General features: G+C 62.8%; 17 protein-coding genes. 11 read left to right on the top strand and 6 right to left on the bottom strand.

The window, feature by feature from the left end; genetic code table 11:
* The first annotated feature begins 376 nt into the window (after positions 1–376).
* Positions 377–1,462 (top strand): nitrogen regulation protein NR(II), encoded by a 1,086-nt coding sequence (gene glnL / locus LOY26_RS24965; protein WP_033701964.1) that lies wholly within the window; start codon positions 377–379, stop codon positions 1,460–1,462.
* Positions 1,459–2,895 carry a nitrogen regulation protein NR(I) gene (gene ntrC / locus LOY26_RS24970; protein WP_033701965.1) on the top strand — a complete coding sequence of 479 codons (1,437 nt, stop codon included), beginning with the start codon at positions 1,459–1,461 and terminating at the stop codon, positions 2,893–2,895. Before glnL ends, ntrC begins: the two co-directional genes overlap by 4 nt.
* A gap of 298 nt (positions 2,896–3,193) precedes the next feature.
* Here the strand turns inward: ntrC and LOY26_RS24975 are convergent, their stop codons facing one another.
* Positions 3,194–3,631: a hypothetical protein gene (locus LOY26_RS24975; RefSeq protein WP_047582213.1), complete on the bottom strand. Its 438-nt coding sequence runs from the start codon at positions 3,629–3,631 to the stop codon at positions 3,194–3,196.
* Between LOY26_RS24975 and trmL the strand changes: the two genes are divergently transcribed.
* Positions 3,630–4,091, top strand: coding sequence for a tRNA (uridine(34)/cytosine(34)/5-carboxymethylaminomethyluridine(34)-2'-O)-methyltransferase TrmL (gene trmL / locus LOY26_RS24980; protein ID WP_033701968.1), 462 nt, complete (start codon positions 3,630–3,632; stop codon positions 4,089–4,091). The genes LOY26_RS24975 and trmL overlap by 2 nt on opposite strands.
* Positions 4,092–4,179: 88 nt before the next feature.
* On the opposite strand, the gene secB is transcribed toward trmL, so the two are convergent.
* The 3 genes from secB to LOY26_RS24995 are packed head-to-tail and all read right to left on the bottom strand — an operon-like array spanning position 4,180 to position 5,374.
* Complete coding sequence (secB, locus tag LOY26_RS24985; protein ID WP_033701969.1) at positions 4,180–4,665, bottom strand: protein-export chaperone SecB; 486 nt, start codon at positions 4,663–4,665, stop codon at positions 4,180–4,182.
* Positions 4,666–4,704: 39 nt separating this feature from the next.
* Positions 4,705–4,959, bottom strand: a complete 255-nt coding sequence (gene grxC, locus LOY26_RS24990) for a glutaredoxin 3 (protein ID WP_033701970.1) — start codon at positions 4,957–4,959, stop codon at positions 4,705–4,707.
* Between the two features lies 1 nt (position 4,960).
* Complete coding sequence (locus LOY26_RS24995) at positions 4,961–5,374, bottom strand: rhodanese-like domain-containing protein (RefSeq protein ID WP_033701972.1); 414 nt, start codon at positions 5,372–5,374, stop codon at positions 4,961–4,963.
* A gap of 206 nt (positions 5,375–5,580) precedes the next feature.
* Between LOY26_RS24995 and gpmI the strand changes: the two genes are divergently transcribed.
* The 4 genes from gpmI to LOY26_RS25015 all read left to right on the top strand — a co-directional run bounded on the left by gpmI (position 5,581) and on the right by LOY26_RS25015 (position 10,746).
* On the top strand, positions 5,581–7,116 hold the full coding sequence (gene gpmI / locus LOY26_RS25000; RefSeq protein WP_186652897.1) for a 2,3-bisphosphoglycerate-independent phosphoglycerate mutase: 1,536 nt from the start codon (positions 5,581–5,583) through the stop codon (positions 7,114–7,116).
* A gap of 140 nt (positions 7,117–7,256) precedes the next feature.
* Complete coding sequence (locus tag LOY26_RS25005) at positions 7,257–8,561, top strand: murein hydrolase activator EnvC (protein ID WP_033701975.1); 1,305 nt, start codon at positions 7,257–7,259, stop codon at positions 8,559–8,561.
* Positions 8,562–8,653: 92 nt separating this feature from the next.
* Positions 8,654–9,970, top strand: a complete 1,317-nt coding sequence (locus LOY26_RS25010; RefSeq protein WP_033701976.1) for a S41 family peptidase — start codon at positions 8,654–8,656, stop codon at positions 9,968–9,970.
* An 8-nt stretch (positions 9,971–9,978) separates the two neighbouring features.
* Entirely contained in the window at positions 9,979–10,746 is a 768-nt protein-coding gene (locus tag LOY26_RS25015; protein ID WP_156310487.1) for a divergent polysaccharide deacetylase family protein, read from the top strand.
* 5 nt (positions 10,747–10,751) lie between these two features.
* Here the strand turns inward: LOY26_RS25015 and LOY26_RS25020 are convergent, their stop codons facing one another.
* Both LOY26_RS25020 and LOY26_RS25025 read right to left on the bottom strand, forming a co-directional pair.
* Positions 10,752–15,425, bottom strand: coding sequence for a dermonecrotic toxin domain-containing protein (locus LOY26_RS25020; protein WP_258714213.1), 4,674 nt, complete (start codon positions 15,423–15,425; stop codon positions 10,752–10,754).
* A gap of 122 nt (positions 15,426–15,547) precedes the next feature.
* Entirely contained in the window at positions 15,548–17,551 is a 2,004-nt protein-coding gene (locus tag LOY26_RS25025) for a BCCT family transporter (protein ID WP_186663479.1), read from the bottom strand.
* Between the two features lie 421 nt (positions 17,552–17,972).
* On the opposite strand from LOY26_RS25025, the gene betI reads away from it, so the two are divergent.
* The 4 genes from betI to LOY26_RS25045 all read left to right on the top strand — a co-directional run bounded on the left by betI (position 17,973) and on the right by LOY26_RS25045 (position 23,834).
* Complete coding sequence (betI, locus tag LOY26_RS25030) at positions 17,973–18,629, top strand: transcriptional regulator BetI (RefSeq protein WP_033701981.1); 657 nt, start codon at positions 17,973–17,975, stop codon at positions 18,627–18,629.
* A gap of 38 nt (positions 18,630–18,667) precedes the next feature.
* Entirely contained in the window at positions 18,668–20,140 is a 1,473-nt protein-coding gene (gene betB, locus LOY26_RS25035) for a betaine-aldehyde dehydrogenase (RefSeq protein ID WP_033701984.1), read from the top strand.
* Positions 20,141–20,216: 76 nt separating this feature from the next.
* Entirely contained in the window at positions 20,217–21,914 is a 1,698-nt protein-coding gene (gene betA / locus LOY26_RS25040; RefSeq protein WP_033701985.1) for a choline dehydrogenase, read from the top strand.
* Between the two features lie 177 nt (positions 21,915–22,091).
* Positions 22,092–23,834: a potassium/proton antiporter gene (locus LOY26_RS25045; RefSeq protein ID WP_033701986.1), complete on the top strand. Its 1,743-nt coding sequence runs from the start codon at positions 22,092–22,094 to the stop codon at positions 23,832–23,834.
* The last annotated feature ends 4 nt before the right edge of the window (positions 23,835–23,838 follow it).

Here is a 23,838-nt window from a genome sequence, read left to right on the forward strand (position 1 = left end):
TCAAACACCTCCTACAAGCAGAACCTGACCGACTGCGCACAATCAAGTCTCCATCAATAAGGAGGACACCATGGTTCGCGCTACCGGGCAGCTGTGCCCTAAACGCTGAACACAGCAATGCTCTATATTGGTGCATAACAGCTACGAATGCTCTGTCCTGCGGCCCAAAACGGGTCGTAATGAGCGCTCGAACAGCGCTTTCTGGTCCGAATAAGCGCAAATCCAGGGCTTTCTCAGGTAAATCCGCTTCTTTTCGGAGCCTTGGTTTGTTTCTTGCATTTCTTGAAAGCACAGAGTCTCGCATCAGCGGATCCACAGCGCGCCCAGCTCTGGCCACTTCTGCCAGGCAAGCGCAAAAAGAGGTCAACGACGCCTTATGACCATCAGCGATGCACAGCACCGTCTGCTTCTGGACAACCTGACCACTGCCACGCTCCTGCTCAATGCCGAGCTGCGCCTGGAGTACATGAACCCGGCCGCGGAAATGCTGTTGGCCGTCAGCGGCCAGCGCAGCCACGGGCAGTTCATCAGCGAGTTGTTCACCGAATCGACAGAAGCGCTCAGCTCATTGCGCCAAGCGGTCGAGCAGGCGCACCCGTTCACCAAGCGCGAAGCGCAACTGACCTCGCTGACCGGGCAGACCATCACCGTCGATTACGCCGTCACCCCCATTCTGCACCAGGGCCAGACCCTGCTGCTGCTGGAGGTGCACCCGCGCGACCGGCTGCTGCGCATCACCAAGGAAGAGGCCCAGCTGAGCAAGCAGGAAACCACCAAAATGCTGGTGCGTGGCCTGGCACACGAAATCAAGAACCCACTCGGCGGCATCCGCGGCGCGGCGCAACTGTTGGCCCGCGAGCTGCCCGAAGACGGCCTGCGCGACTACACCAACGTGATCATCGAAGAGGCCGACCGGCTGCGTAACCTGGTCGACCGCATGCTCGGCTCGAACAAGCTGCCCTCGCTGGCCATGACCAACATCCACGAAGTACTGGAGCGGGTCTGCAGCCTGGTGGAGGCCGAAAGCCAGGGGTGCATCACATTGGTGCGCGACTACGACCCGAGCCTGCCGGATGTGCTGATCGACCGCGAGCAGATGATCCAGGCGGTGCTCAACATCGTGCGCAACGCCATGCAGGCGATCAGCTCGCAGAACGAGCTGCGCCTGGGCCGCATCACCTTGCGCAGCCGTGCCCTGCGCCAGTTCACCATCGGCCACGTGCGGCATCGCCTGGTGGCACGGGTCGAGATCATCGACAACGGCCCGGGCATCCCGTCGGAACTGCAAGACACCCTCTTCTATCCCATGGTCAGTGGCCGCCCGGACGGTACCGGGTTGGGCCTGGCCATCACCCAGAACATCATCAGCCAGCACCAGGGCTTGATCGAATGTGAAAGCCATGCAGGCCACACCGCCTTTTCGATCTACCTGCCTCTGGAACAAGGAGCCACCGCCTCATGAGCCGAAGTGAAACCGTATGGATCGTCGACGATGATCGCTCCATCCGCTGGGTCCTGGAAAAAGCCCTGCAACAAGAAGGCATGACCACCCAGAGCTTCGACAGCGCCGATGGCGTCATGGGCCGCCTGGCACGCCAGCAACCGGATGTGATCATTTCCGATATCCGCATGCCCGGTACCAGTGGCCTCGACTTGCTGGCCCAGATTCGCGAGCAGCACCCGCGCCTGCCGGTCATCATCATGACCGCCCATTCCGACCTCGACAGCGCCGTGGCCTCCTACCAGGGCGGTGCCTTCGAATACCTGCCCAAACCGTTCGACGTCGACGAGGCGGTGTCGCTGGTCAAGCGCGCCAATCAGCATGCCCAGGAGCAGCAAGGCCTGGATGTACCGCAGGCCTTGGCCCGCACGCCGGAGATCATCGGCGAAGCGCCGGCGATGCAGGAGGTGTTCCGCGCGATCGGGCGCCTGAGCCACTCCAACATCACGGTACTGATCAACGGCGAGTCCGGCACCGGCAAGGAGCTGGTGGCCCATGCGCTGCACCGGCACAGCCCGCGTGCGGCGTCACCGTTCATTGCCCTGAACATGGCAGCCATCCCCAAGGACCTGATGGAGTCCGAGCTGTTCGGCCACGAGAAGGGTGCCTTCACCGGTGCCGCCAACCTGCGCCGCGGCCGCTTCGAGCAGGCCGATGGCGGCACGCTGTTTCTCGACGAGATCGGCGACATGCCCGCCGATACCCAGACCCGCCTGTTGCGGGTACTGGCCGATGGCGAGTTTTACCGGGTTGGCGGCCACGTGCCGGTCAAGGTCGATGTGCGCATCATTGCCGCCACCCACCAGAACCTGGAATCGCTGGTGCAGGCGGGCAAGTTCCGCGAGGACTTGTTCCACCGCCTCAACGTGATCCGCATTCATATACCGCGCCTGGCCGACCGCCGCGAAGACATCCCCGCCCTCGCCCGCCACTTCCTCGCCCGCGCGGCCCAGGAGCTGGCCGTGGAGCCGAAGCTGCTGAAGCCGGAGACCGAAGAGTTCATCCGCAACCTGCCGTGGCCGGGCAACGTGCGGCAGATGGAAAACACCTGCCGCTGGATCACCGTGATGGCCTCCAGCCGTGAAGTGCTGATTGGTGACCTGCCGCCAGAGCTGCTGAACCTGCCGCAGGACGCGGCCCCCGTGACCAATTGGGAGCAGGCGTTGCGCCAGTGGGCCGACCAGGCCTTGGCCCGGGGCCAGACCAATCTGCTCGACAGTGCGGTGCCCAGCTTTGAACGGATCATGATCGAGACCGCGCTCAAGCATACCGCCGGGCGGCGCAGGGATGCGGCGCTTCTGCTGGGCTGGGGGCGCAATACCTTGACGCGCAAGATCAAGGAGCTGGGGATGAATGTCGCCGGCGGGGATGATGACGACAGCGAAGAGCATTGAGTCATAGGTAGGCCATGACATCCGGGGGCTGCTTTGCAGCCCCCAACATTTTAAGCCCCATGCACCGATCCTGTGCCCCCTGCACCGCCCGAAGGCACAAAACCCCTCAAAACTTGGCAAAAAAGCCCTGAAAGCCAATGTTTCCGGGTTTTGCAAAACTGGCACGCCCCCTGCAATAAGTACTGTATCTCCCAGTTTCGGGGTCCTCGGTACAGGCAGGCCGGGAAAACCCCACTTTTATTTGCAGCAGCGCAAGTTTTGGGGACCCTGGTACAGGCAGGCCGGGACATCCCCTCTTTTATTCGTGCAGCCTCACCTGCACACGCCAACGCCCAGCGTCCTCTGCACCGGCCCACTCACCGTGCAGGGGGCGCGCGGCAACCACCGTCAGCAACAAGCCTTCCTCGCTTTTCTGCACGCGCCAGCCGACCGGTTTGCCCTGCAGGTACAATTGCCCTCGCTGGGCCTTGCCCTGGGCCTCGAACAGCACCGCAACCGTCCCTTCAACGTTTTCGCCGTGCAGCTTGGGTTCTTCGTTGAACCACAGGTCGAGCCCGTCCTGCACCACCACGACCTGCTCCAGCACCCGCTCATCAGGGGTGGTCAGGCGGCCGATCATCAGGCCCACCATCAGGCCGACAATGGCCAGCGAAAGCATTACCCGCGGGAAGGCCTTCGAACGCAGGTCCGGTTCAGGGGTAGAATGCTCGTCATCTTCACGCCTGGAGCCGTGCATGTTTCACGTCATCCTTTTTCAACCAGAAATTCCGCCGAATACCGGCAACATCATTCGCCTGTGCGCCAACAGCGGTTGCGACCTGCACCTGATCGAGCCCATCAGCTTCGAGCTGGATGACAAGCGCCTGCGCAGGGCGGGGCTGGACTACCACGAGTATGCCACGCTCAAGCGCCACGAGAGCCTGGCTGGATGCCTGGAAAGCCTGGGCAACCCTCGGCTGTTCGCCTTCACCACCAAGGGCTCGCACCCCTTCCATGAAGTCACCTACCAGCCGGGCGATGCCTTCCTGTTTGGCCCCGAAAGCCGTGGGCTGCCGGCCGAGGTGCTGGACAGCCTGCCCGCCGAGCAGCGCCTGCGCCTGCCAATGCGGCCGGGGTGCCGCAGCCTGAACCTGTCCAACACCGTGGCGGTTACGGTGTATGAGGCGTGGCGCCAGAATGGGTTTGCCGGGAGCTGATCCATCGCCTGTGCCGGCCTCTTGGCGGATAAAACCGCTCACACAAAAAAGGCGACCTCGAAGGTCGCCTTTTTACAACCGGGCAGCGTTACTGAACGGTCGGAGTTTCGCCAGTTTCCTGCATACGCTGCAGCTCTTGCGCGTACAGGGCGTCGAAGTTGACCGGGGACAGCATCAGTGCCGGGAACGAACCACGGGTCACCAGGCTGTCCAGGGTCTCACGGGCGTAAGGGAACAGGATGTTCGGGCAGAACGCGCCGAGGGTGTGGCTCATCGAAGCCGCGTCGAGGTTGGCGATCAGGAAGATGCCGGCCTGCTGTACTTCGGCGATGAAGGCCACTTCGTCACCGTTCTTGACGGTAACCGACAGGGTCAGCACCACCTCGTGGAAGTCGCCTTCCAGGGCTTTCTGCTTGGTGTTCAGGTCCAGCGCAACGCTCGGCTCCCACTGCTGGCGGAAGATCTGCGGGCTTTTCGGGGCCTCGAACGACAGGTCACGCACGTAGATGCGCTGCAGCGAGAACTGAGGGCTGTTGTCTTCGGCAGCTGCGCCGTTGGTCTGTTGGTCAGTCATGGCAGATCCTTATCCTAATGTTTTTGAATGCAGTGCAAATCAGGCCGCCAGCAGCGCGTCGAGCTTGCCCGCGCGCTCCAGGGCATAGAGGTCATCGCATCCACCGACATGGGTACTGCCGATCCAGATCTGCGGCACCGAAGTACGGCCGGCCTTCTGACTCATCTCGGCACGAACCTGCGGCTTGCCATCGACCTTGATTTCCTCGAACGCAATGCCCTTGCTCTCGAGCAGGTACTTGGCGCGCATGCAGTAGGGGCAGTAGTCGCTGGAATAAACGATGACGGGCTTCATATCACTTCACCAGGGGCAGGTTATCGGCTTTCCAGCTGGAAACGCCACCGCTCAGCTTGGCAGCGGTGAAACCAGCCTTGAGCAGTTCGCGGCAGAGCGTGCCGGACTGCTGGCCCATCGCATCGACGATGATCAGGGTCTTCTCTTTGTGTTTTTCCAGCTCGGCCATGCGGCTGACCAGTTTGTCTTGCGGGATGTTCACCGCACCGACGATGTGGCCCGCGGCATACTCCTTGGAGGTGCGGATGTCGATGACCAAGGCCTTGTCGGCGTTGACCAGGGCAGTCAGCTGGCCATTGCTCAGGCTCTGGCCGCCACGGCGGACTTCATTGATGAGCAACAGGACCAGCAGAACAACGAAGATCGCAACCAGGATGTAGTGATCTGTCGCGAATTGAATCAGGTGAGCAACCATCAGCGGTGTTCCAGGCGATTGAAAATGCCGGCCAGTATACACAGCCCCCCAGTGCCACCAAAGCCCGACCGGCCGGCCGGAAAAGCACCTTGGCCCTGTCAACGTGGCCGCGCCGGTCGGGGGATAGGACGAATATTCGCCGCTGATGGCGCATTTGCCCTAAAATGCGTGTCTTTATCATCTTTGAACAACCGTGAGTTTGATTGATGACGAGTACGCCCAAACCCCTGGTCCTGATCATCCTGGATGGATTCGGCCACAGCGAAAGCCCCGAATACAACGCCATCTTTGCCGCCAACACACCGGTCTATGACCGCCTGCGCGCCACACGGCCGCATGGCCTGATTTCCGGTTCAGGCATGGATGTGGGCCTGCCGGACGGGCAGATGGGCAACTCCGAAGTCGGCCACATGAACCTCGGTGCCGGCCGTGTCGTCTACCAGGACTTCACCCGCGTCACCAAGGCCATTCGTGATGGCGAGTTCTTCAGCAACCCGGTGCTCACCGGCGCGGTGGACAAGGCGGCCGGTGCTGGCAAGGCCGTGCACATCCTCGGCCTGTTGTCCGACGGTGGCGTGCACAGCCACCAGGACCACCTGATTGCCATGGCCGAACTGGCCGCACAGCGTGGTGCCGAAAAAATCTACCTGCACGCCTTCCTCGACGGCCGCGATACGCCGCCACGCAGCGCGCAGTCGTCCATCGAACTGCTCGACACGACCTTCGCCAAGCTCGGCAAGGGCCGCATCGCCAGCCTCATCGGCCGCTACTTCGCGATGGACCGCGACAACCGCTGGGACCGCGTCGCCGCTGCCTACAACCTGATCGTCGACAGCGTTGCCGACTACACGGCAGAAACCGCCCTCGCCGGCCTGGAAGCCGCCTACGCCCGTGAAGAGAACGACGAATTCGTCAAAGCCACGCGCATTGGCGAGGCAGTCAGGGTCGAAGACGGCGACGCGGTGATCTTCATGAACTTCCGTGCTGACCGCGCCCGCGAACTGTCGCGTGCCTTCGTCGAGCCGGACTTCAACGAGTTCCCCCGGGCGCGCCTGCCGAAGATGGCGGCCTATATCGGCCTGACCCAGTACTCGGCGAAAATCCCGGCCCCGGCCGCCTTCGCCCCCTCCAGCCTGAACAACGTACTGGGCGAGTACCTGGCCAAGAACGGCAAGACCCAGCTGCGCATCGCCGAGACCGAGAAGTACGCGCACGTCACGTTCTTCTTCTCCGGTGGCCGCGAAGAGCCGTTCGAAGGCGAAGAGCGCATCCTCATTCCATCGCCGAAGGTCGCCACCTATGACCTGCAGCCGGAGATGAACGCGCCTGTAGTCACCGACCGTATCGTCGAAGCCATCGAGCAGCAGCGTTACGACGTGATCGTGGTCAACTACGCCAACGGCGACATGGTCGGCCACACCGGCGTGTTCGAGGCTGCGGTCAAGGCGGTCGAAGCGCTGGATACCTGTGTCGGGCGTATCGTCGAGGCGCTGGAAAAGGTCGACGGTGAGGCACTGATCACCGCCGACCACGGCAACGTCGAACAGATGGAAGACGAATGCACCGGCCAGGCGCACACCGCCCACACCACCGAGCCGGTACCGTTCATCTATGTTGGCCAGCGCAAGCTCAAGGTTCGCGAAGGCGGCGTGCTGGCCGACGTGGCGCCGACCATGCTGCAACTGCTGGGGCTGGAAAAGCCTGTGGAAATGACCGGCACGTCGATTCTGGTCGATGCCTGATCGGTGTATCGGGGCCGCTTTGCAGCCCCTTTACCGATGAATTCCAGACAAACGCCTCGCCGCATCTGCCGCGAGGCGTTTTTTTTGCAGGCCCGCGCGGGCATACTAGGCCAGTCTCCATCCCTGGTACGCCCAACCCCATGCTTCGCGCCCTGATCCTACTCGCCCTGTCTTGCCTGCTCAGCCCGGCGTTCGCCGATGAGCGTGCGCAGACCCAGCAACAACTGGACGCCACCCGCCAGGACATCGCCGAGCTCAAAAAGATGCTGGGCAAGCTCCAGGAAGAGAAGTCGGGCGTGCAGAAAGACCTCAAGTCCACCGAGACCGACATCGGCGATCTCGAAAAGCAGGTGGAGGCACTGCAACAAGAACTAAAAAAGACCGAGGGCGAGCTGGAGCGCCTTGATACCGAGAAAAAAAAACTCCAGAGCGCCCGCGTTGAACAACAGCGACTGATCGCCATCCAGGCCCGTTCCGCCTACCAGAACGGCCGCGAGGAATACCTCAAGCTGCTGCTCAACCAGCAGAACCCCGAGAAATTCGCCCGCACCCTGACCTATTACGATTACCTGAGCAAGGCGCGCCTGGAACAACTGCGCACCTTCAACGAGACCCTGCGCCAACTGGCCAATGTCGAACAGGACATCGGCCGCCAGCAAGCGCAGTTGCTGGCCCAGCGCGGCGACCTCGACAGCCGCCGCCAGGCGCTCGAAACCGAACGCAGCAAGCGCCAGCAAGTACTGGCCAAGCTCAACAGCGACATGAAAGACCGCGACCAGAAGCTGCAGGCCCGCGAGCAGGACCAGGCCGACCTTGGCAAAGTCCTCAAGACCATCGAGGAAACCCTGGCGCGCCAGGCCCGCGAAGCCGAGGAAGCGCGCAAGAAAGCCCTGCTGGCCCAGCAGGAGGCGGAAAAACGCCGCCAACAGGAAGCCCTGGCTGCCGCCGCCGCACGCAACGATGCCCGCGAAGCCGCAGAGCCACCGAAAAAAGCCCGCACCACCCTTGGCCCGATAGTGTCCAGCGATGGCGCAAACTACGGCGGCGCATTTTCTGCTGCGCGGGGAAAACTTCCGTGGCCCGTCAATGGTCGATTGCTGGCACGCTTCGGCGATGCACGCGGCAGTGACGCCCGCGCCAAATGGGACGGGGTGATGATCAGCGCCAACCCAGGCACTCAAGTACGCGCCGTACACGGCGGCCGTGTGGTGTTTGCCGACTGGTTGCGCGGTGCTGGACTTCTGGTCATTCTCGACCATGGTAATGGTTACCTGAGCCTGTACGGTCACAACCAGAGCCTGCTCAAGAGCGCCGGCGACATCGTCAAGGCCGGCGACGCCATTTCCACCGTGGGTGACAGCGGTGGCCAGGACAGCGCAGGCTTGTACTTCGCCATCCGCCAGCAGGGCCGGCCTACCGACCCTTCACAGTGGTGCAGAGGTTAGGGTTGCAACCCAATTCACCTTTTTACGGCGTAGCCTGAATGCTGCGCCGATGCTCCTCAAGGAGCGCCTACAGGATCAGGAGTTCGTTCGACATGCTGCACTCGCCTCGTCTCACCCAGCTGGCCCTGTCCATCGCCCTGGCGGTCGGTGCGCCCCTGGCCACTGCCGCAGAGCCGGCCAAGCCAGCCGCGGTGCCGGCCACCGAGGTGACGGCCAAGGCGCCGCTGCCGCTGGAGGAGCTGCGCACCTTCGCCGAGGTCATGGACCGCATCAAGGCCGCCTATGTGGAGCCTGTGGACGACAAGACCCTGCTGGAAAACGCCATCAAGGGCATGCTCAGCAACCTGGACCCGCACTCGGCCTACCTTGGCCCCGAAGACTTCCAGGAGCTGCAAGAAAGCACCAGCGGCGAATTCGGTGGCCTGGGCATAGAAGTTGGCCAGGAAGACGGCTTCATCAAGGTGGTCTCGCCCATCGATGACACCCCAGCGTCGCGGGCCGGTGTGCAGGCCGGTGACCTGATCGTCAAGATCAACGGCGCACCGACTCGGGGCCAGACCATGACCGAAGCGGTCGACAAGATGCGCGGCAAGATCGGCGAGAAGATCACCCTGACCCTGGTCCGTGACGGCGGTAACCCGTTCGACGTGACCCTCGCCCGCGCGGTGATCCAGGTCAAGAGCGTGAAGAGCCAACTGCTGGAAAACGACTACGGCTACATCCGTATCACCCAGTTCCAGGTCAAGACCGGTGACGAAGTGGGCAAGGCCCTGGCCAAGCTGCGCAAGGACAACGGCAAGAAATTGCGCGGCGTGGTGCTCGACCTGCGCAACAACCCCGGCGGCGTGCTGCAGTCGGCGGTAGAAGTGGCCGACCACTTCCTGACCAAGGGCCTGATCGTCTACACCAAAGGCCGTATCGCCAACTCCGAATTGCGCTTCTCTGCCGACCCGGCCGATGCCAGCGAAGGCGTACCGCTGGTGGTGCTGATCAACGGCGGCAGTGCTTCGGCTTCGGAAATCGTCGCCGGCGCCCTGCAAGACCAGAAACGTGCGGTGCTGATGGGCACCGACAGCTTTGGCAAAGGCTCGGTGCAAACCGTGCTGCCGCTGGCCAACGATCGCGCCCTGAAGCTCACCACCGCACTGTATTACACCCCTAATGGCCGTTCGATCCAGGCCCAGGGCATCGTGCCCGACATCGAGGTGCGCCCGGCCAAGCTCACCGCCGAGGTCGACACCGACAACTTCAAGGAAGCCGACCTGCAGGGCCACCTGGGCAACGGCAACGGCGGCGCCGACCGCCCGACCGGCAGCAGCAAGCGCAAGGAACGCCCGCAGGATGATGACTTCCAGCTGAGCCAGGCGCTGAGCCTGCTCAAGGGCCTGAACATCACCTCGGGCAAATGATCCAGCCGATGCGCTATCTGCTGTGTCTGCTGTTCTGTGTGTTGGCTGGCGTCGCCCAAGCGGCGCCGACCAACAAGGCCTACATGAGCATCATCATCGACGACCTGGGCCAAAGCAGCGAGCGCGACCACCGCACGCTTGCCCTGCCCGGGCCGGTCACGATGGCGATCATGCCCGACACCCCGCACGCCACCGACTTCGCCCGCCAGGCGCACAAGGCCGGCAAGACGGTGATCCTGCACATGCCCATGGACCCTGCCACCGGCCCATACGCCTGGCACCCCGGCCTGCCGCTGCCCGAACTGGCCAGCCGCCTGGATGCGGCCCTGGCCAAGGTGCCCTACGCCGCCGGCATCAACAACCACATGGGCAGCCGAATGACGGCCCAGCGGGACCCGATGACCTGGCTGATGGGTGAACTGCAACGGCGGCATCTGTTCTTCGTCGATAGCCGTACCAGTGCAGCCACCGTGGCAGCGGCCCAGGCGCAGGCCGTTGGCCTGGCGCACGTTTCGCGTGACGTATTCCTCGATGACGAGCGCTCCGTGGAGGCAATCGACCGCCAGTTGCGCCAGGGGGTTGAGCTTGCACGGCGGCAAGGCTCAGCCGTGTTGATCGGCCACCCCTACCCCCAGACCCTGCAGGTGCTGGAACGCGAACTGCCCCGGCTGAAGGCAGAAGGCATCGTGCTGATCGGCCTTACGCAGATGATCGCCGAGCGTGGCAACCAGGCCATGCCTGCCCACGGCAAGCATGGCCGTTACAGCAACCGCTGAGCCCCTCAGTCGAACGGGATGATGCCGCTCGCCTGCTCCAGGGTCAGCTTGCCGCGGTGTACACGAACGCTCGCGGCAGCTTCTTCGCGTCCACTCATACGGCGCTGGCTCCAGGTTTTCAGGTGGCCCTGGGTAAAGTCCCGGGCAAGCGCATCAGCTGAGCGCATATGAAAATGCGCCACCCACAATGGCCGCCCCGACGTTGCTCCAGGTTGCGCCAGACGCATGATCTTGTACTCATCGAAGGTGCTGCCATTGCTCATGACTTGCCTGGGGCTGACATATTCCACCTTGAGCAAGCGTTGCTCATGCAAGAACCGCAATGCTTCAGCGCTGGGGTAGTGTGTATTGGTGTAAAGCGTGGTCAGCTTGAGGTTCTTCTCCGCTCGAAGCCGGTCCGAGGCCGCTTCCAGGCTTTTTATCAAGGCGGGGTTTGCGCCCTCCTCACCCAGCGATGTCGCCGCGCGGCCGAGCTTGTCTATCTGGTGTTCGAACAACCGCGCCAGCCGAGGGCCCTTGAGGTCGTTGTCGATGTACGCTTGCGCCTTGAGGCTCAGCTCGTCGTTTTCGTCCAGCAGGGTCTGCACGCGCATGGCTGTATCAACGGGCTCTGCCTGCGATTCGAGCGGAACCTGCTCAGCCACACGCTCTCGCCACTGGCCATGCTCCCAGTCGAAAATGGCCAGTACGACGCCGCTGAAAGGGTCACGCACCTCAAGCACTTTTTGCCCGTCGTCATCGCGCTCGGTACCGATGAGTGTTTGCCCCTCGGCGTTTCGCACTACCCGTTGCGGCTCGCTCGAAACAAGGTAGGCCGCCCGCTTCGGCGGCACGTTTGCGCCTTCCTGTTCTTTGATGGCCTCGACCAGGCGGCGACCGGCATCGAGCTTCAGTTTTTCCAGCTGGGTGCGGTACCGGTCGGTCATCGAGACTTCGACCAGCGCCCCACCATCACTGCGAATGCGTGCGCTGTTGACCAACGCCTCGGCATACTCGTCCCACGCTTCCTGAAGGATGACAACCCGGTCTTCCACCGGCAGGTTGGCGAAATCGAGCTCGCCATGAGCGCCGGCCGCATTGCGCAAGGCAGCCCCGGTAAGCTCCTCCCTGAACCGGGCTACTTTGCGCTGGCCGCTGGTGACGTCCAGGTGCAGCGCCAGATTCGCTAGGTTCATCGCCTGATGGAAACGGAACTGCACTGTGCTGAATTTGCGCAGCGCAATGAGTGAGTCAACGGTGCGACTGTGCATTTCAATGGGGCTGCTGATTACCAGATCGCCAGGCGCACCCGGCAACAGCTCGTCCAGGCGCTCGTAGACGGCGAGTATGCGGTCTTGAAGGCCCACTACATATTCGAGTCTACGACGCAATGCTCGATAGGGCTCGAGCACCTGCAGCAGCGGCTGCCCATCTAGCCTGGCTTGCATGCGATCCAGCCCTGGGTAATCCGCCAGGTTCCACAACTCATTGAGGATGAAATCGCTGTTACGGATCTGATTGATCAGAACAGTGCGCCGCTGCTCTGAAATGACCTCTTCCCACCCGCTCCGAGCGCTGGCGAACTTGGGCTCGAACAGGGTTTCAAGAACACTTTGTATGGCTGTGTCACTTTGAACAGCCTCTTCGAGGTACCCGACCGCCTCTTCGCGCTTACTGACGATTTGTGCCTCCCACTCGGCGATACGCACAGCGTACTGACCGATGAGAGCTTGGGACGCTTCCCGCTCACCGTCACTGACAGCGGCGTCCACCCTGGCCTGTGCCCTTGCGCGCAAGGTCTTGAGCTGGCTGAGTTTGTGTTGCAGTGCCGTGATTTCAGTTCCAACCGTTCCAAACTGCGCCGTCGCACTGTTCACCTTGCCATTGAGGTTGTCGGCAAACTCCCTCAGCTTATCAAAGCGTCGGGCCAGTTGCGCCCGCGTGTCGCCCCGCCTCATTCCGCCAACCAGGCGTAACGCAGTATCCACTCGCCAAACACCCAGCGTACAGGCCAGCCATGGCCCATACCCGCCTTTAGAATCGATCACTCGCACACCGTCCGGGCCCACTTCAACGGGGTAAGCATCGCCCCCCATGGCCGCGTAGAGTCTCCCTTGGACTCGATACAAACCTTCAGCATCGCCACTTGCCTGCAAGTTCGATTCATCCAGTGCTATGTCCACCCGCATGGCCCGCAGCGCCTGCCGCTGCGCAGGCGGCAGCCAGTTGAACCCGTGGTTGCCGCGCCAGCTCAAGTCAAGCTGACGCCCAGGCAGCGCTGCCAGCGCGCCAATCGCCGCTTCGGCTTCAGTGGCAGGCGCCACCGACACTTCGGCAAATGCCCCGCGTTGCGCGGCAGGGCCTTCGAACTGGTCTGCGCCGGGGGGCTGCCCGGCCACACCAAGCTGCAGACTGGGTTGCCGCGCATGCAGCAACACCATCCCCAGGTTCAGCAGCAAGTCAGCGATGGCGGCGGAGCGGTCGAATTCCCCACCCTGCTCGAGGGCCAGCAGGTCGTTTTCCAGCGACGTCAGCAGTTGTACCAGCCACGCCACGCTGGCCACCGGGCCGCGCAGCGCCAGGGTGGCCAGGTCAAACAGCAGCCAAGCGCCCTGGCACAGGGTTTGCCAACGGCGCTCTGCATTGGAGGTGGATTGCATGTCAGCCAACTCGACGAGCAGGTCGCGGTTGGCGTTGTAGAGTTTGTCGTCGATATCGCTGCCCCACAGCTGCGGATCGATGACGGGTGGCTCAGGCTTCTCAGGCAGGCTGAAAGGGTCCGGCCCCAGACTCGTGACATGGGGTTCGCGGAACCCACCATGGTCATAGATAGAGCGAACCTGGGGGTCCAGCCAATCCAGAATGCTCACTTGCAACAAGGGGGACTGTTGGATGTGCTCCAGCAACGCCGCCAGGCTTGCGTATTCGCGCAGCGTGTCCTGCCTGTACAAAGGGCGATAGAACAGCACCCGCGACGGCTCGACGCAGAACAGCAAATACATGCCACGCACGTTGTCATGTTGCCCAGAGTGAGGCTGGCGCCTGAATGCCAGCGGCATCAGGACCATGCGCGGGGTTTGCGGGTCGACATGGCCAGCGCAGAAATCAACCACACACTGCAAGCCGGCATCCGTGAGCTTGCCTTCAAGCTTGCTGGTCAGCGCGCTGAACCGCAGGGCGCTGCGCCATTCCCGGCCAAATCGCCTGACGCGCTGTGCACGCTGCAGCGGGTCGTCCAGTTGACGGGCAACGTACGCCGGGTAATTGCCACCGATATCGACCTGGCTCACCAACTGATTGGCTGCGTCGGCATCCAGCCAGGCAGGTACGTCTGCACCGTTGGCGCACCGGATACGCAGCACCGAGGCCCCCCCGAGTGCACCGAGGTTGCCGATGGCGAATTCGGTGAGGGTCTTCTCGCCTTCGAGTACCAACGGCTCGCCGCCCCCTGTGCCCGTTCCGGCGCCACCCGGTACCCCACGGGCCACGAAGAACTGCAACATCAGATCGTCCGGGGATGTGTGATCGCCGTGGGCCAGGCGCATCTGCTCGCTCAGGCGTTGACGGGTGTAGTCGGCCAGGCCCTGGATGCCATCCAAGGCTGGGATACTCTCAGCGTCGAGCTGGTCGAGCGCGAGCTGCAGCAAGCCCGCGTGATAAGCCAGGCTGTCACCACCGTCGCTCAGCGACAAGCCAGGCGGAGGCTCGACCGCCGGGGTATCGTCGGGGTAACGGTCGAACCACTGTGCGGGGTCGCTCATCTGAGCAAACAGCCGCTCAAGTGCCGCGACATCGGCCAACTGCCCATAGCGCACCCTGTCGACCTGAGTGAACAGCGTCTCGAGCAGCAGCCCGACTTGCTGAGCGAATACATTGCCCTCGACCGGGTAGCGTTGCCATGACAGGCCATCGAAGCTGTAGCGCTGTGCAAGCTCGTCACGCAGGGCAAGGGCGAACGCGGCCAAGGATGGAAAACCTCGCACATTGCCAGAAGGGGCGCACCACAACACGACCTGCCGTTCGTCCCATTCGCCGGTGATCAGCAGATGGCACAGCGTCTCATCCCAATGCCCGGAGCCCGTCGTCAGCCGGGTTTGCACGAAGCTCACCGCCGGTTGGTCACGACCGCCCCGTATCAGGTCACGGACGCAGGCTTGCTCTTGCGCATCCAGGCCTTGCAACGGCAGGCCGCGCAGCAGAGCTGTTTTCAACAGCAACTGCAGCCACTCATCACGGCTTGCACCGCTGCTGCCCTGGCTGCGCCAATAGTCGAGCTGCGCCTGGCAAAAGTGCTGCGGCAGTTGTTCGATCAGGTCATTGATAGGGCCCGTCAAGCCACTGAGCTGCCGGGTGTCGAACGCGCTGTCGGAACCGGCGAACCGGTACGGATCGACCAAGCCGAGATTATGGTGGCGCCCATCGACAGGCTCCAGGTCGACCGAGTTGGTCTGGAGCATGGCCTGCAGCACCCTGTCGACCAGCGGCTCAGTGGACCAGTAAGGTGTGGAAGGGTCAGGGCTGTCCAACATCAGCGCGTCGGCAGACGGCAAGGTAGGCTCGACGGCTGCCAGCCACGGCAGCTCACTCAGCAACAGCGTGAGCAGTTGCTCGCTGACGACCTGACGCAGGGTCGGACGGTCGCCGAACTGCAGGGCAGCGGCGCGTTTGAAATCGAATGTCGAAGTGTCGGAACTGGACATGTCCAAGGCCTCCTGGTGGATGGACCAGAAGCCTTGCGCGAACGCCTGCGGTAGCGGTGCTACTTAATACATGCACAAAGGCAACAGGCCCTGCTTATCGGGCAGGGCCTGTTGCAACCGCATCAGCTGTACACACGCCCCAACAACTGGCGGTGGCTTTCGAACTGGTCCAGCACATCACGCACGATCTGTTCCGGGGCAAAGCCCATCAGGTCGTACTCCTGGCTGCCATCATGCAGGTAGACCTCGGCACGGTAGAAGCGCTGGCGCACTTCCGGCTCACCCTCGACCGGGGCCTCGCTCGGCGCGGCCATGTAGCCGTCCAGGCTTACTTCGTAGACGAAGGGGTTGCCCTCTTCCATCATCACCCGCAGGCCCATGGTGTTGCGAGACTGGCCAACCCGGGACTCCACTTCGAAGCCCAAGGTGCGCAACTGCTCGGCCGCTTCCTTCAAGGCCGGGCTGACCTGCTTGTCCATGAAGCGCTGTACCACCGCCTGGGTTGGCTGCAGGTCCAGCTGGGTCAGCCGCTCGCTGAAGCCGCGGCGGCCACGGGCAGCCAATTGGGCTCGCTCCTGCTCGACGGCGACGTCCTGCTTCATGGCCTTGTACAAGCCGAACATGAACAGCACCAACACCACCGAGAACGGCAGGCCGGCCAGCACCACCATGGTCTGCATGGCTTCGAAGTTGCCGGCGAACAGCAGGCCGATGGTGACCAGGGTGATGATCACCGACCAGAACACCACCATCCAGTGCGGGGCGTCTTCATCGACCTTGCCGCCTTTGCACGACAGGTTGGCCATCATCACCGCACCGGAGTCGGCCGGGGTGAGGAACAGCACGAAGCCGACGAATACCGCCACGCCGATCACGATCTTGGCCGCCGGGAAGTATTCCAGCAGTTGGTAGATCGACATCGACGGCTGTTCAAGGGCTGTCTTGCCCAGCTCCACGGCGCCCTGGTTGATCACCAGGTCCAGCGCGGTGTTGCCGAAGATCGACAGCCAGGCCAAGGTGAAGCCCAACGGGATCAGCAACACGCCGCTGACCAGCTGGCGCACAGTGCGGCCCTTGGAGATACGGGCAATGAACATGCCGACGAACGGGCCCCAGGAAATCCACCAGGCCCAGTAGAACACGGTCCACAGGCCCAGCCAGCGCTCGGATTTACCAGCCTCGCCTTCGTAGACGTACAGGTCGAAGGTTTTCAGCACGATGCCGTTGAGGTAGTCGCCGACGTTCTGCACGAAGCCGTTGAGCAGGTGCAGGGTCTCGCCACCCAGCAGCACGAAGATCAGCAGGCCGCTGAACAGCATGATGTTCAGGTTGGACAGACGGCGGATGCCGTTCTCCACGCCCGATACCGCCGCCACGGTGGCAACGCCGGCCATTACCAGGATCACCATCAGCAGGTTGGTCTGGCTGTGCTCCATGCCGAACAGGTACTCCAGGCCCGAAGAGACCTGCATCGAACCGATACCCAGGTTGGTCACCAGGCCCAGCAAGGTGACGAACATGCCGAAGATGTCCACGGCATTGCCGGCAGCGCCCTTGACCCAACGCTCGCCGACCAGCGGGTACAGCGCCGAGCGCAGTGCCAGCGGCTGGTTGTGGCGGTAGGCGAAGTAGCCCACGGCCAGGCCGACCAGGGCGTAGATCGCCCAGCCGTGCAGGCCCCAATGCAGGAAGGTCAGCTGCAGGCCCTGGCGCGCGGCCTCGAGGCTGGCAGGGGTGCCTTCTGGCGGGTTGAAGTAGTGGTCCAGGGGCTCGGAGGCGCCGAAGTACAGCAGCGAAATACCGATACCGGACGAAAACAGCATGCCGGCCCAGGCGCCGTAGCTGAAGTCGGGCTGGTCATCCTTGCCGCCAAGCTTGAGCTTGCCGTAGTCGGAGAACGCCAGGTAGACGACGAACAGCAGGTAACCGCAGATCACCAGCATGTAGTACCAGCCGAAGGTGCGCGTCAGCCATTTCTGGGCCACACCCAGCACTTGGCCTGCGGTTTCGGGTACAGCGATAAGCAAGGCAGTCAACGCAAGGATCAGCAGCGCCGAGGTGTAGAACACCACGCTGTTGACCCGGACCCTCTCGGCGGGGGGTTTGGTAAGGGAGGCAGAACTCATTGCACGAATGCTCCGGGCAGTACGGCTATGGAGGCTAATCAGTGTTTTCCCGAGCAATTGGTGGAATACCCCCACTGCATCAGGTGTTATAAAAGCACCCTGGAAACCGTGATCCCGAATCGAATCGTTGCAAAAAAAACAGACTCAGGCCCGCTCCAAGGGCCCTGCGCGCGGCCTTTGACCGCTCGGCAGAATCTGCATTTCGCATCGCTCATGCCCGTCAACGCCTTGTATTCCGGGGGTTACACGATTTTCCTGGGGTGTCGATTCGTGCTGCCTGGCTGCCCTCAAAGGGTGTCAATGGCACAAATTGTCGCAGAGCTTATTCTTTATTGATTGAACGTTCAATCAAAACAAAATAGACTGGCCTTCGCCGAGTCAGCCGCCCGTCGTCTGCTCGCAGGCCTGAGGAGATAGCAAGATGCCCAAGGTCGGTATGCAACCCATCCGCCGCCAGCAGTTGATCGAAGCCACCTTGTTGGCGGTCGATCAGGTCGGACTGGGGGACGCCAGCATTGCGCTGATTGCCCGGTTGGCCGGGGTGTCGAACGGCATCATCAGTCACTACTTTCGGGACAAGAACGGCCTGATCGCAGCGACGATGGGTTACATCATGAGCATGCTCAACGAAGGCGTTGCAGCGCGGCGCCAGGCACTGACGGACGACAGCCCGCGTGCCCACCTGAAAGTGATCATCGAAGGTAACTTCGATGCCAGCCAGGTGAACGGCCCGGCAATGAAAACCTGGTTGGCCTTCTGGGCTTCCAGCATGCACCAGCCCGACTTGCACAGGTTGCAGCGGATCAACGATCACCGCTTGTATTCCAACCTCTGCTGTCAGTTTCGCCGCGTCCTGCCGCTTTACCATGCGCGCAAGGCAGCCCGCGGGCTGGCGGCCCTGATCGACGGCCTGTGGCTGCGAGGCGCCCTGTCGGGAGATGCTTTCGACACCGACCAGGCGATACGAATCGCTTACGAATACATGGATCTACAACTGGCTAAACAGCAGACTCTGGGCACAATCGACCAGGCCTCTGAACAACCGCGCACGGCGATTGCCAAACAGGCAGGCGCGTGACGCAGTAGCCAACCACACACTGCACTTGCGAGGACACTATGGCCCGTTTCGGAACGCAAAAACTCTACATTGATGGCGGTTATGTCGACGCTGGCAGCGATGCCACCTTCGAAGCCATCAACCCGGCTACCGGCGAAGTCCTCGCCCATGTGCAGCGCGCCACTCAGGCCGACGTCGAAAAAGCCGTCGAAAGCGCCGAACGCGGCCAGAAAGTCTGGGCAGCGATGACCGCCATGCAGCGCTCGCGCATCCTGCGCCGCGCCGTCGACATCCTTCGCGAGCGCAACGATGAGCTGGCCCAGCTGGAAACCCTGGACACCGGCAAGTCGTACTCCGAAACCCGTTACGTCGACATCGTCACCGGCGCCGACGTGCTGGAGTACTACGCAGGCCTGGTTCCGGCCATCGAAGGCGAGCAGATCCCGCTGCGTGAAAGCTCCTTCGTCTATACCCGCCGCGAGCCGCTGGGTGTGACCGTGGGTATCGGCGCCTGGAACTACCCGATCCAGATCGCCCTGTGGAAGTCCGCGCCAGCCCTGGCCGCCGGCAACGCGATGATCTTCAAGCCTTCGGAAGTCACCTCGCTGACCACCCTGAAACTGGCCGAGATCTACACCGCAGCGGGCCTGCCTGACGGCGTGTTCAACGTCCTGACCGGTAGCGGCCGCGAAGTCGGCACCTGGCTGACCGAACACCCGCGCATCGAAAAAGTTTCCTTCACCGGCGGCACCACCACCGGCAAGAAAGTCATGGCCAGCGCCTCGAGCTCGTCGCTCAAGGAAGTCACCATGGAACTGGGCGGCAAGTCGCCACTGATCATCTGCGCCGACGCCGACCTGGACAAGGCCGCCGACATCGCCATGATGGCCAACTTCTACAGCTCCGGTCAGGTGTGCACCAACGGCACCCGCGTGTTCATCCCTGCCCCGATGAAAGCCGCCTTCGAAGCCAAGATCGCCGAGCGCGTTGCCCGCATCCGTGTGGGTAACCCGGAAGACGAAAACACCAACTTCGGCCCGCTGGTCAGCTTCCAGCACATGGAAAGCGTGCTGGGCTACATCGCCAAGGGTAAAGAGCAAGGTGCCCGCGTGCTGTGTGGCGGTGAGCGTCTGACCGAGGGTGATTTCGCCAAGGGCGCCTTCGTCGCCCCGACCGTGTTCACCGACTGCACCGATGACATGACCATCGTCAAGGAAGAAATCTTCGGCCCAGTGATGAGCATCCTCAGCTACGAGACCGAAGAAGAAGTCATCCGCCGCGCCAACGACACCGAATACGGCCTGGCCGCTGGCGTGTGCACCAACGACATCACCCGTGCCCACCGCATCATCCACAAGCTCGAAGCCGGCATCTGCTGGATCAACGCCTGGGGTGAATCGCCGGCCGAAATGCCGGTCGGTGGCTACAAGCAGTCGGGCGTTGGCCGTGAAAACGGCGTCAGCTCGCTGGCTCAATACACTCGCATCAAGTCGGTCCAGGTCGAGCTGGGCGGCTACAACTCGGTTTTCTAAACCCTGTCTAGCCACGCCCGTGCCGCCGTGCACGGGCGTCCCCGCTCCCTGATCACCGCCAAACGAGGGTACTTTCATGTCCCAAGAATTCGATTACATCATCGTCGGCGCAGGTTCGGCCGGTAACACCCTGGCCACGCGCCTGACCGAAGACGCCAGCGTCACCGTGCTGCTGCTCGAAGCCGGTGGCCCCGACTACCGCTTCGACTTCCGCACCCAGATGCCGGCCGCCCTGGCGTTCCCGCTGCAGGGCCGTCGCTACAACTGGGCCTACGAGACCGACCCGGAGCCGCACATGGACGGCCGCCGCATGGAATGTGGCCGCGGCAAGGGCCTGGGTGGCTCCTCGCTGATCAACGGCATGTGCTACATCCGCGGCAACGCCATGGACTTCGACGGCTGGGCTGAACTGCCAGGCCTTGAGGACTGGACGTACCTGGACTGCCTGCCGTACTTCCGCAAGGCAGAAACCCGCGATATCGGCCCTAACGACTACCACGGCGGCGAAGGCCCGGTCAGCGTCGCCACGCCCAAGGCTGGCAACAACCCGCTGTTCCACGCCATGGTCGAGGCCGGCGTGCAGGCCGGTTACCCGCGCACCGAAGACCTCAACGGCTACCAGCAGGAAGGCTTCGGCCCGATGGACCGTTCGGTGACCAAGAACGGCCGCCGTTCCAGCACCGCCCGCGGCTACCTGGACCAGGCCAAGAAGCGCCCGAACCTGACCATCGTCACCCACGCCCTGAGCGACCGCATCCTGTTCGACGGCAAGCGCGCCGTTGGCGTGACCTACCTGGTCGGCGACAGCGAAGAGCGCGTCGAAGCCCGCGCCCGCAAGGAAGTCATCGTCAGCTCCGGCGCCATCGCCTCGCCGCAACTGCTGCAGCGCTCTGGTGTTGGCCCGCGCGCCCTGCTGGAAAGCCTCGACATCCCGGTGGTGCACGACCTGCCGGGCGTCGGCGAAAACCTGCAGGACCACCTTGAGTTGTACCTGCAGTACGCCTGCACCCAACCGGTGTCGCTGTACCCGTCGCTGCTGTGGTGGAACCAGCCGGCCATTGGTGCCGAGTGGCTGTTCAACGGCACCGGCATCGGCGCCAGCAACCAGTTCGAGGCCGGTGGTTTCATCCGTACCCGTCCTGAGTTCAAATGGCCGAACATCCAGTACCACTTCCTGCCGGTAGCGATCAATTACAACGGCTCCAACGGCGTCAAGGAACATGGCTTCCAGGCGCACATGGGTTCGATGCGCTCGCCAAGCCGTGGCCGCATCCAAGCCAAGTCGAAAGACCCACGCCAGCACCCGAGCATCCTGTTCAACTACATGGCCACCGAGCAGGACTGGCAGGAATTCCGTGACGGCATCCGCCTGACCCGCGAAATCATGGCCCAGCCGGCGCTGGACCCATACCGTGGTCGCGAGATCAGCCCGGGCGCACACGTGCAGACGGACGAAGAGCTGGACACGTTCATCCGCGAGCACGCCGAAACCGCCTTCCACCCGTCCTGCTCGTGCAAGATGGGCACCGACGACATGGCGGTGGTCGATGGCGAAGGGCGCGTGCACGGCATGCAGGGCCTGCGTGTGGTCGATGCGTCGATCATGCCGATCATCATCACCGGCAACCTCAACGCCACCACGATCATGATCGCCGAGAAAATCTCGGACAAGATCCGCAACCGCAAGCCATTGGCGCGCAGCACTGCCAAGTACTACGTGGCTAACGGTGCGCCGGTCAAAGGCAAGCCGATGCGTGAAGTGAAGCAGGGCTGACCCGCGAAGAGGCCCACCCTGGCAGTACAAGAAAAGGCACCCACCGCGGTGCCTTTTCTACATCTGCAGAAACGCTTTACATGCTGCCAATTCATCAGGTTAGAATCGATTGGCACGCGACCTGCTAGTCATCAACGCTATCGAGTCTTCTTCCCCGCGTTTCCCGGAGTACTGCCTTTGGATGCCAGCACCATCAACAGCCTGTTTCTGATCGGCGCTTTGCTGGTGGGTGCAAGTATCCTGGTCAGTTCACTGTCGTCACGCCTGGGTATCCCTATTCTGGTCATCATCCTCGCCGTCGGCATGGTCGCAGGCGTGGACGGTGGCGGCATCATCTTCAACAACTACCCGACCGCGTACCTGGTGGGCAACCTGGCCCTGGCGGTGATCCTGCTCGACGGCGGCTTGCGCACGCGTGTGGCCAGTTTCCGCGTGGCGTTGTGGCCGGCCTTGTCGCTGGCCACCGTCGGCGTGATGATCACCACCGCCCTCACCGGCCTGGTCGCGGCCTGGCTGTTCGATCTGAGCCTGATCCAGGGCTTGTTGATCGGCGCCATCGTCGGCTCCACCGACGCCGCAGCAGTGTTCTCGCTGCTGGGTGGCAAAGGGCTGAACGAACGGGTCACGGCCACGCTGGAGATCGAGTCGGGCAGCAACGACCCGATGGCGGTGTTCCTCACCGTTACCCTGATCGAGATGATTGCCAGCGGCCAGACCGGCCTGCACTGGAGCCTGCTGGGCCACCTGCTGCGCGAGTTCGGTATCGGCGGCCTGCTGGGCCTGGGCGGCGGCTGGCTGATGCTGCAGTTGGTCAACCGCATCAACCTGGCCGGCGGCTTGTACCCGATTCTGGTCGTGGCCGGCGGCCTGGTGGTGTTCTCGCTGACCAACGCCCTGCATGGTAGCGGCTTCCTTGCCGTGTACCTGTGCGGCCTGGTGCTGGGCAACAAGCCGATCCGCAGCCGCCATGGCATCCTGCACATGCTCGACGGCATGGCCTGGCTGGCGCAGATCGGCATGTTCCTGGTGCTGGGCCTGCTGGTCACACCCCACGACCTGCTACCCATCGCCTTGCCCGCCTTGGGCCTGGCCCTGTGGATGATCCTGATCGCCCGGCCGCTGTCGGTGGTTGCCGCACTGCTGCCGTTCAAGGCCTTCCACGGTCGCGAAAAGGGCTTCATTTCCTGGGTCGGCCTGCGCGGTGCGGTACCGATCATTCTGGCGGTGTTCCCGCTGATGGCCGGGCTGCCGGATGCACAGCTGTTCTTCAACCTGGCGTTCTTCATCGTGCTGGTGTCACTGCTGGTGCAGGGCACCAGCCTGCCGTGGATGGCCAAGCTGCTGAAGGTCACCGTACCGCCAGACCCTGCGCCCATCTCACGCTCTGCCCTGGAAGTGCACATCACCAGCGAGTGGGAGCTGTTCGTCTACCGCCTGGGGGCGGAAAAATGGTGCATCGGCGCTGCCCTGCGCGAGCTGAAGATGCCTGAGGGCACCCGTATCGCCGCGCTGTTCCGTGGCGAGCAACTGCTGCACCCATCGGGCAGTACCGTGCTGGAAGTCGGCGACATGCTTTGCGTGATCGGCCACGAACATAACTTGCCCGCGCTGGGCAAGCTGTTCAGCCAGGCGCCGCAACGTGGCCTGGACCTGCGCTTCTTCGGCGACTTCGTGCTTGAAGGCGATGCCGAACTCGGCGCCGTGGCGGCGCTTTATGGCCTGAAACTCGACGGCCTGGACGCGAAAATGCCGCTGGCGCAGTTCATCCGACAGAAGGTCGGAGGCGCTCCAGTAGTAGGCGACCAGGTCGAATGGCATGGCACGATCTGGACCGTGGCGACCATGGACGGGAACAATGTGCAGAAAGTGGGCGTCAGATTCCCCGAAGGAACGCGACCCGGACCAGGATTGTTCCTCTAAACTG

Origin of the sequence: Pseudomonas sp. B21-047 (genome assembly GCF_024748775.1) — a bacterium.
In the GTDB taxonomy this organism is placed as follows: Bacteria; Pseudomonadota; Gammaproteobacteria; order Pseudomonadales; family Pseudomonadaceae; genus Aquipseudomonas; species Aquipseudomonas capeferrum.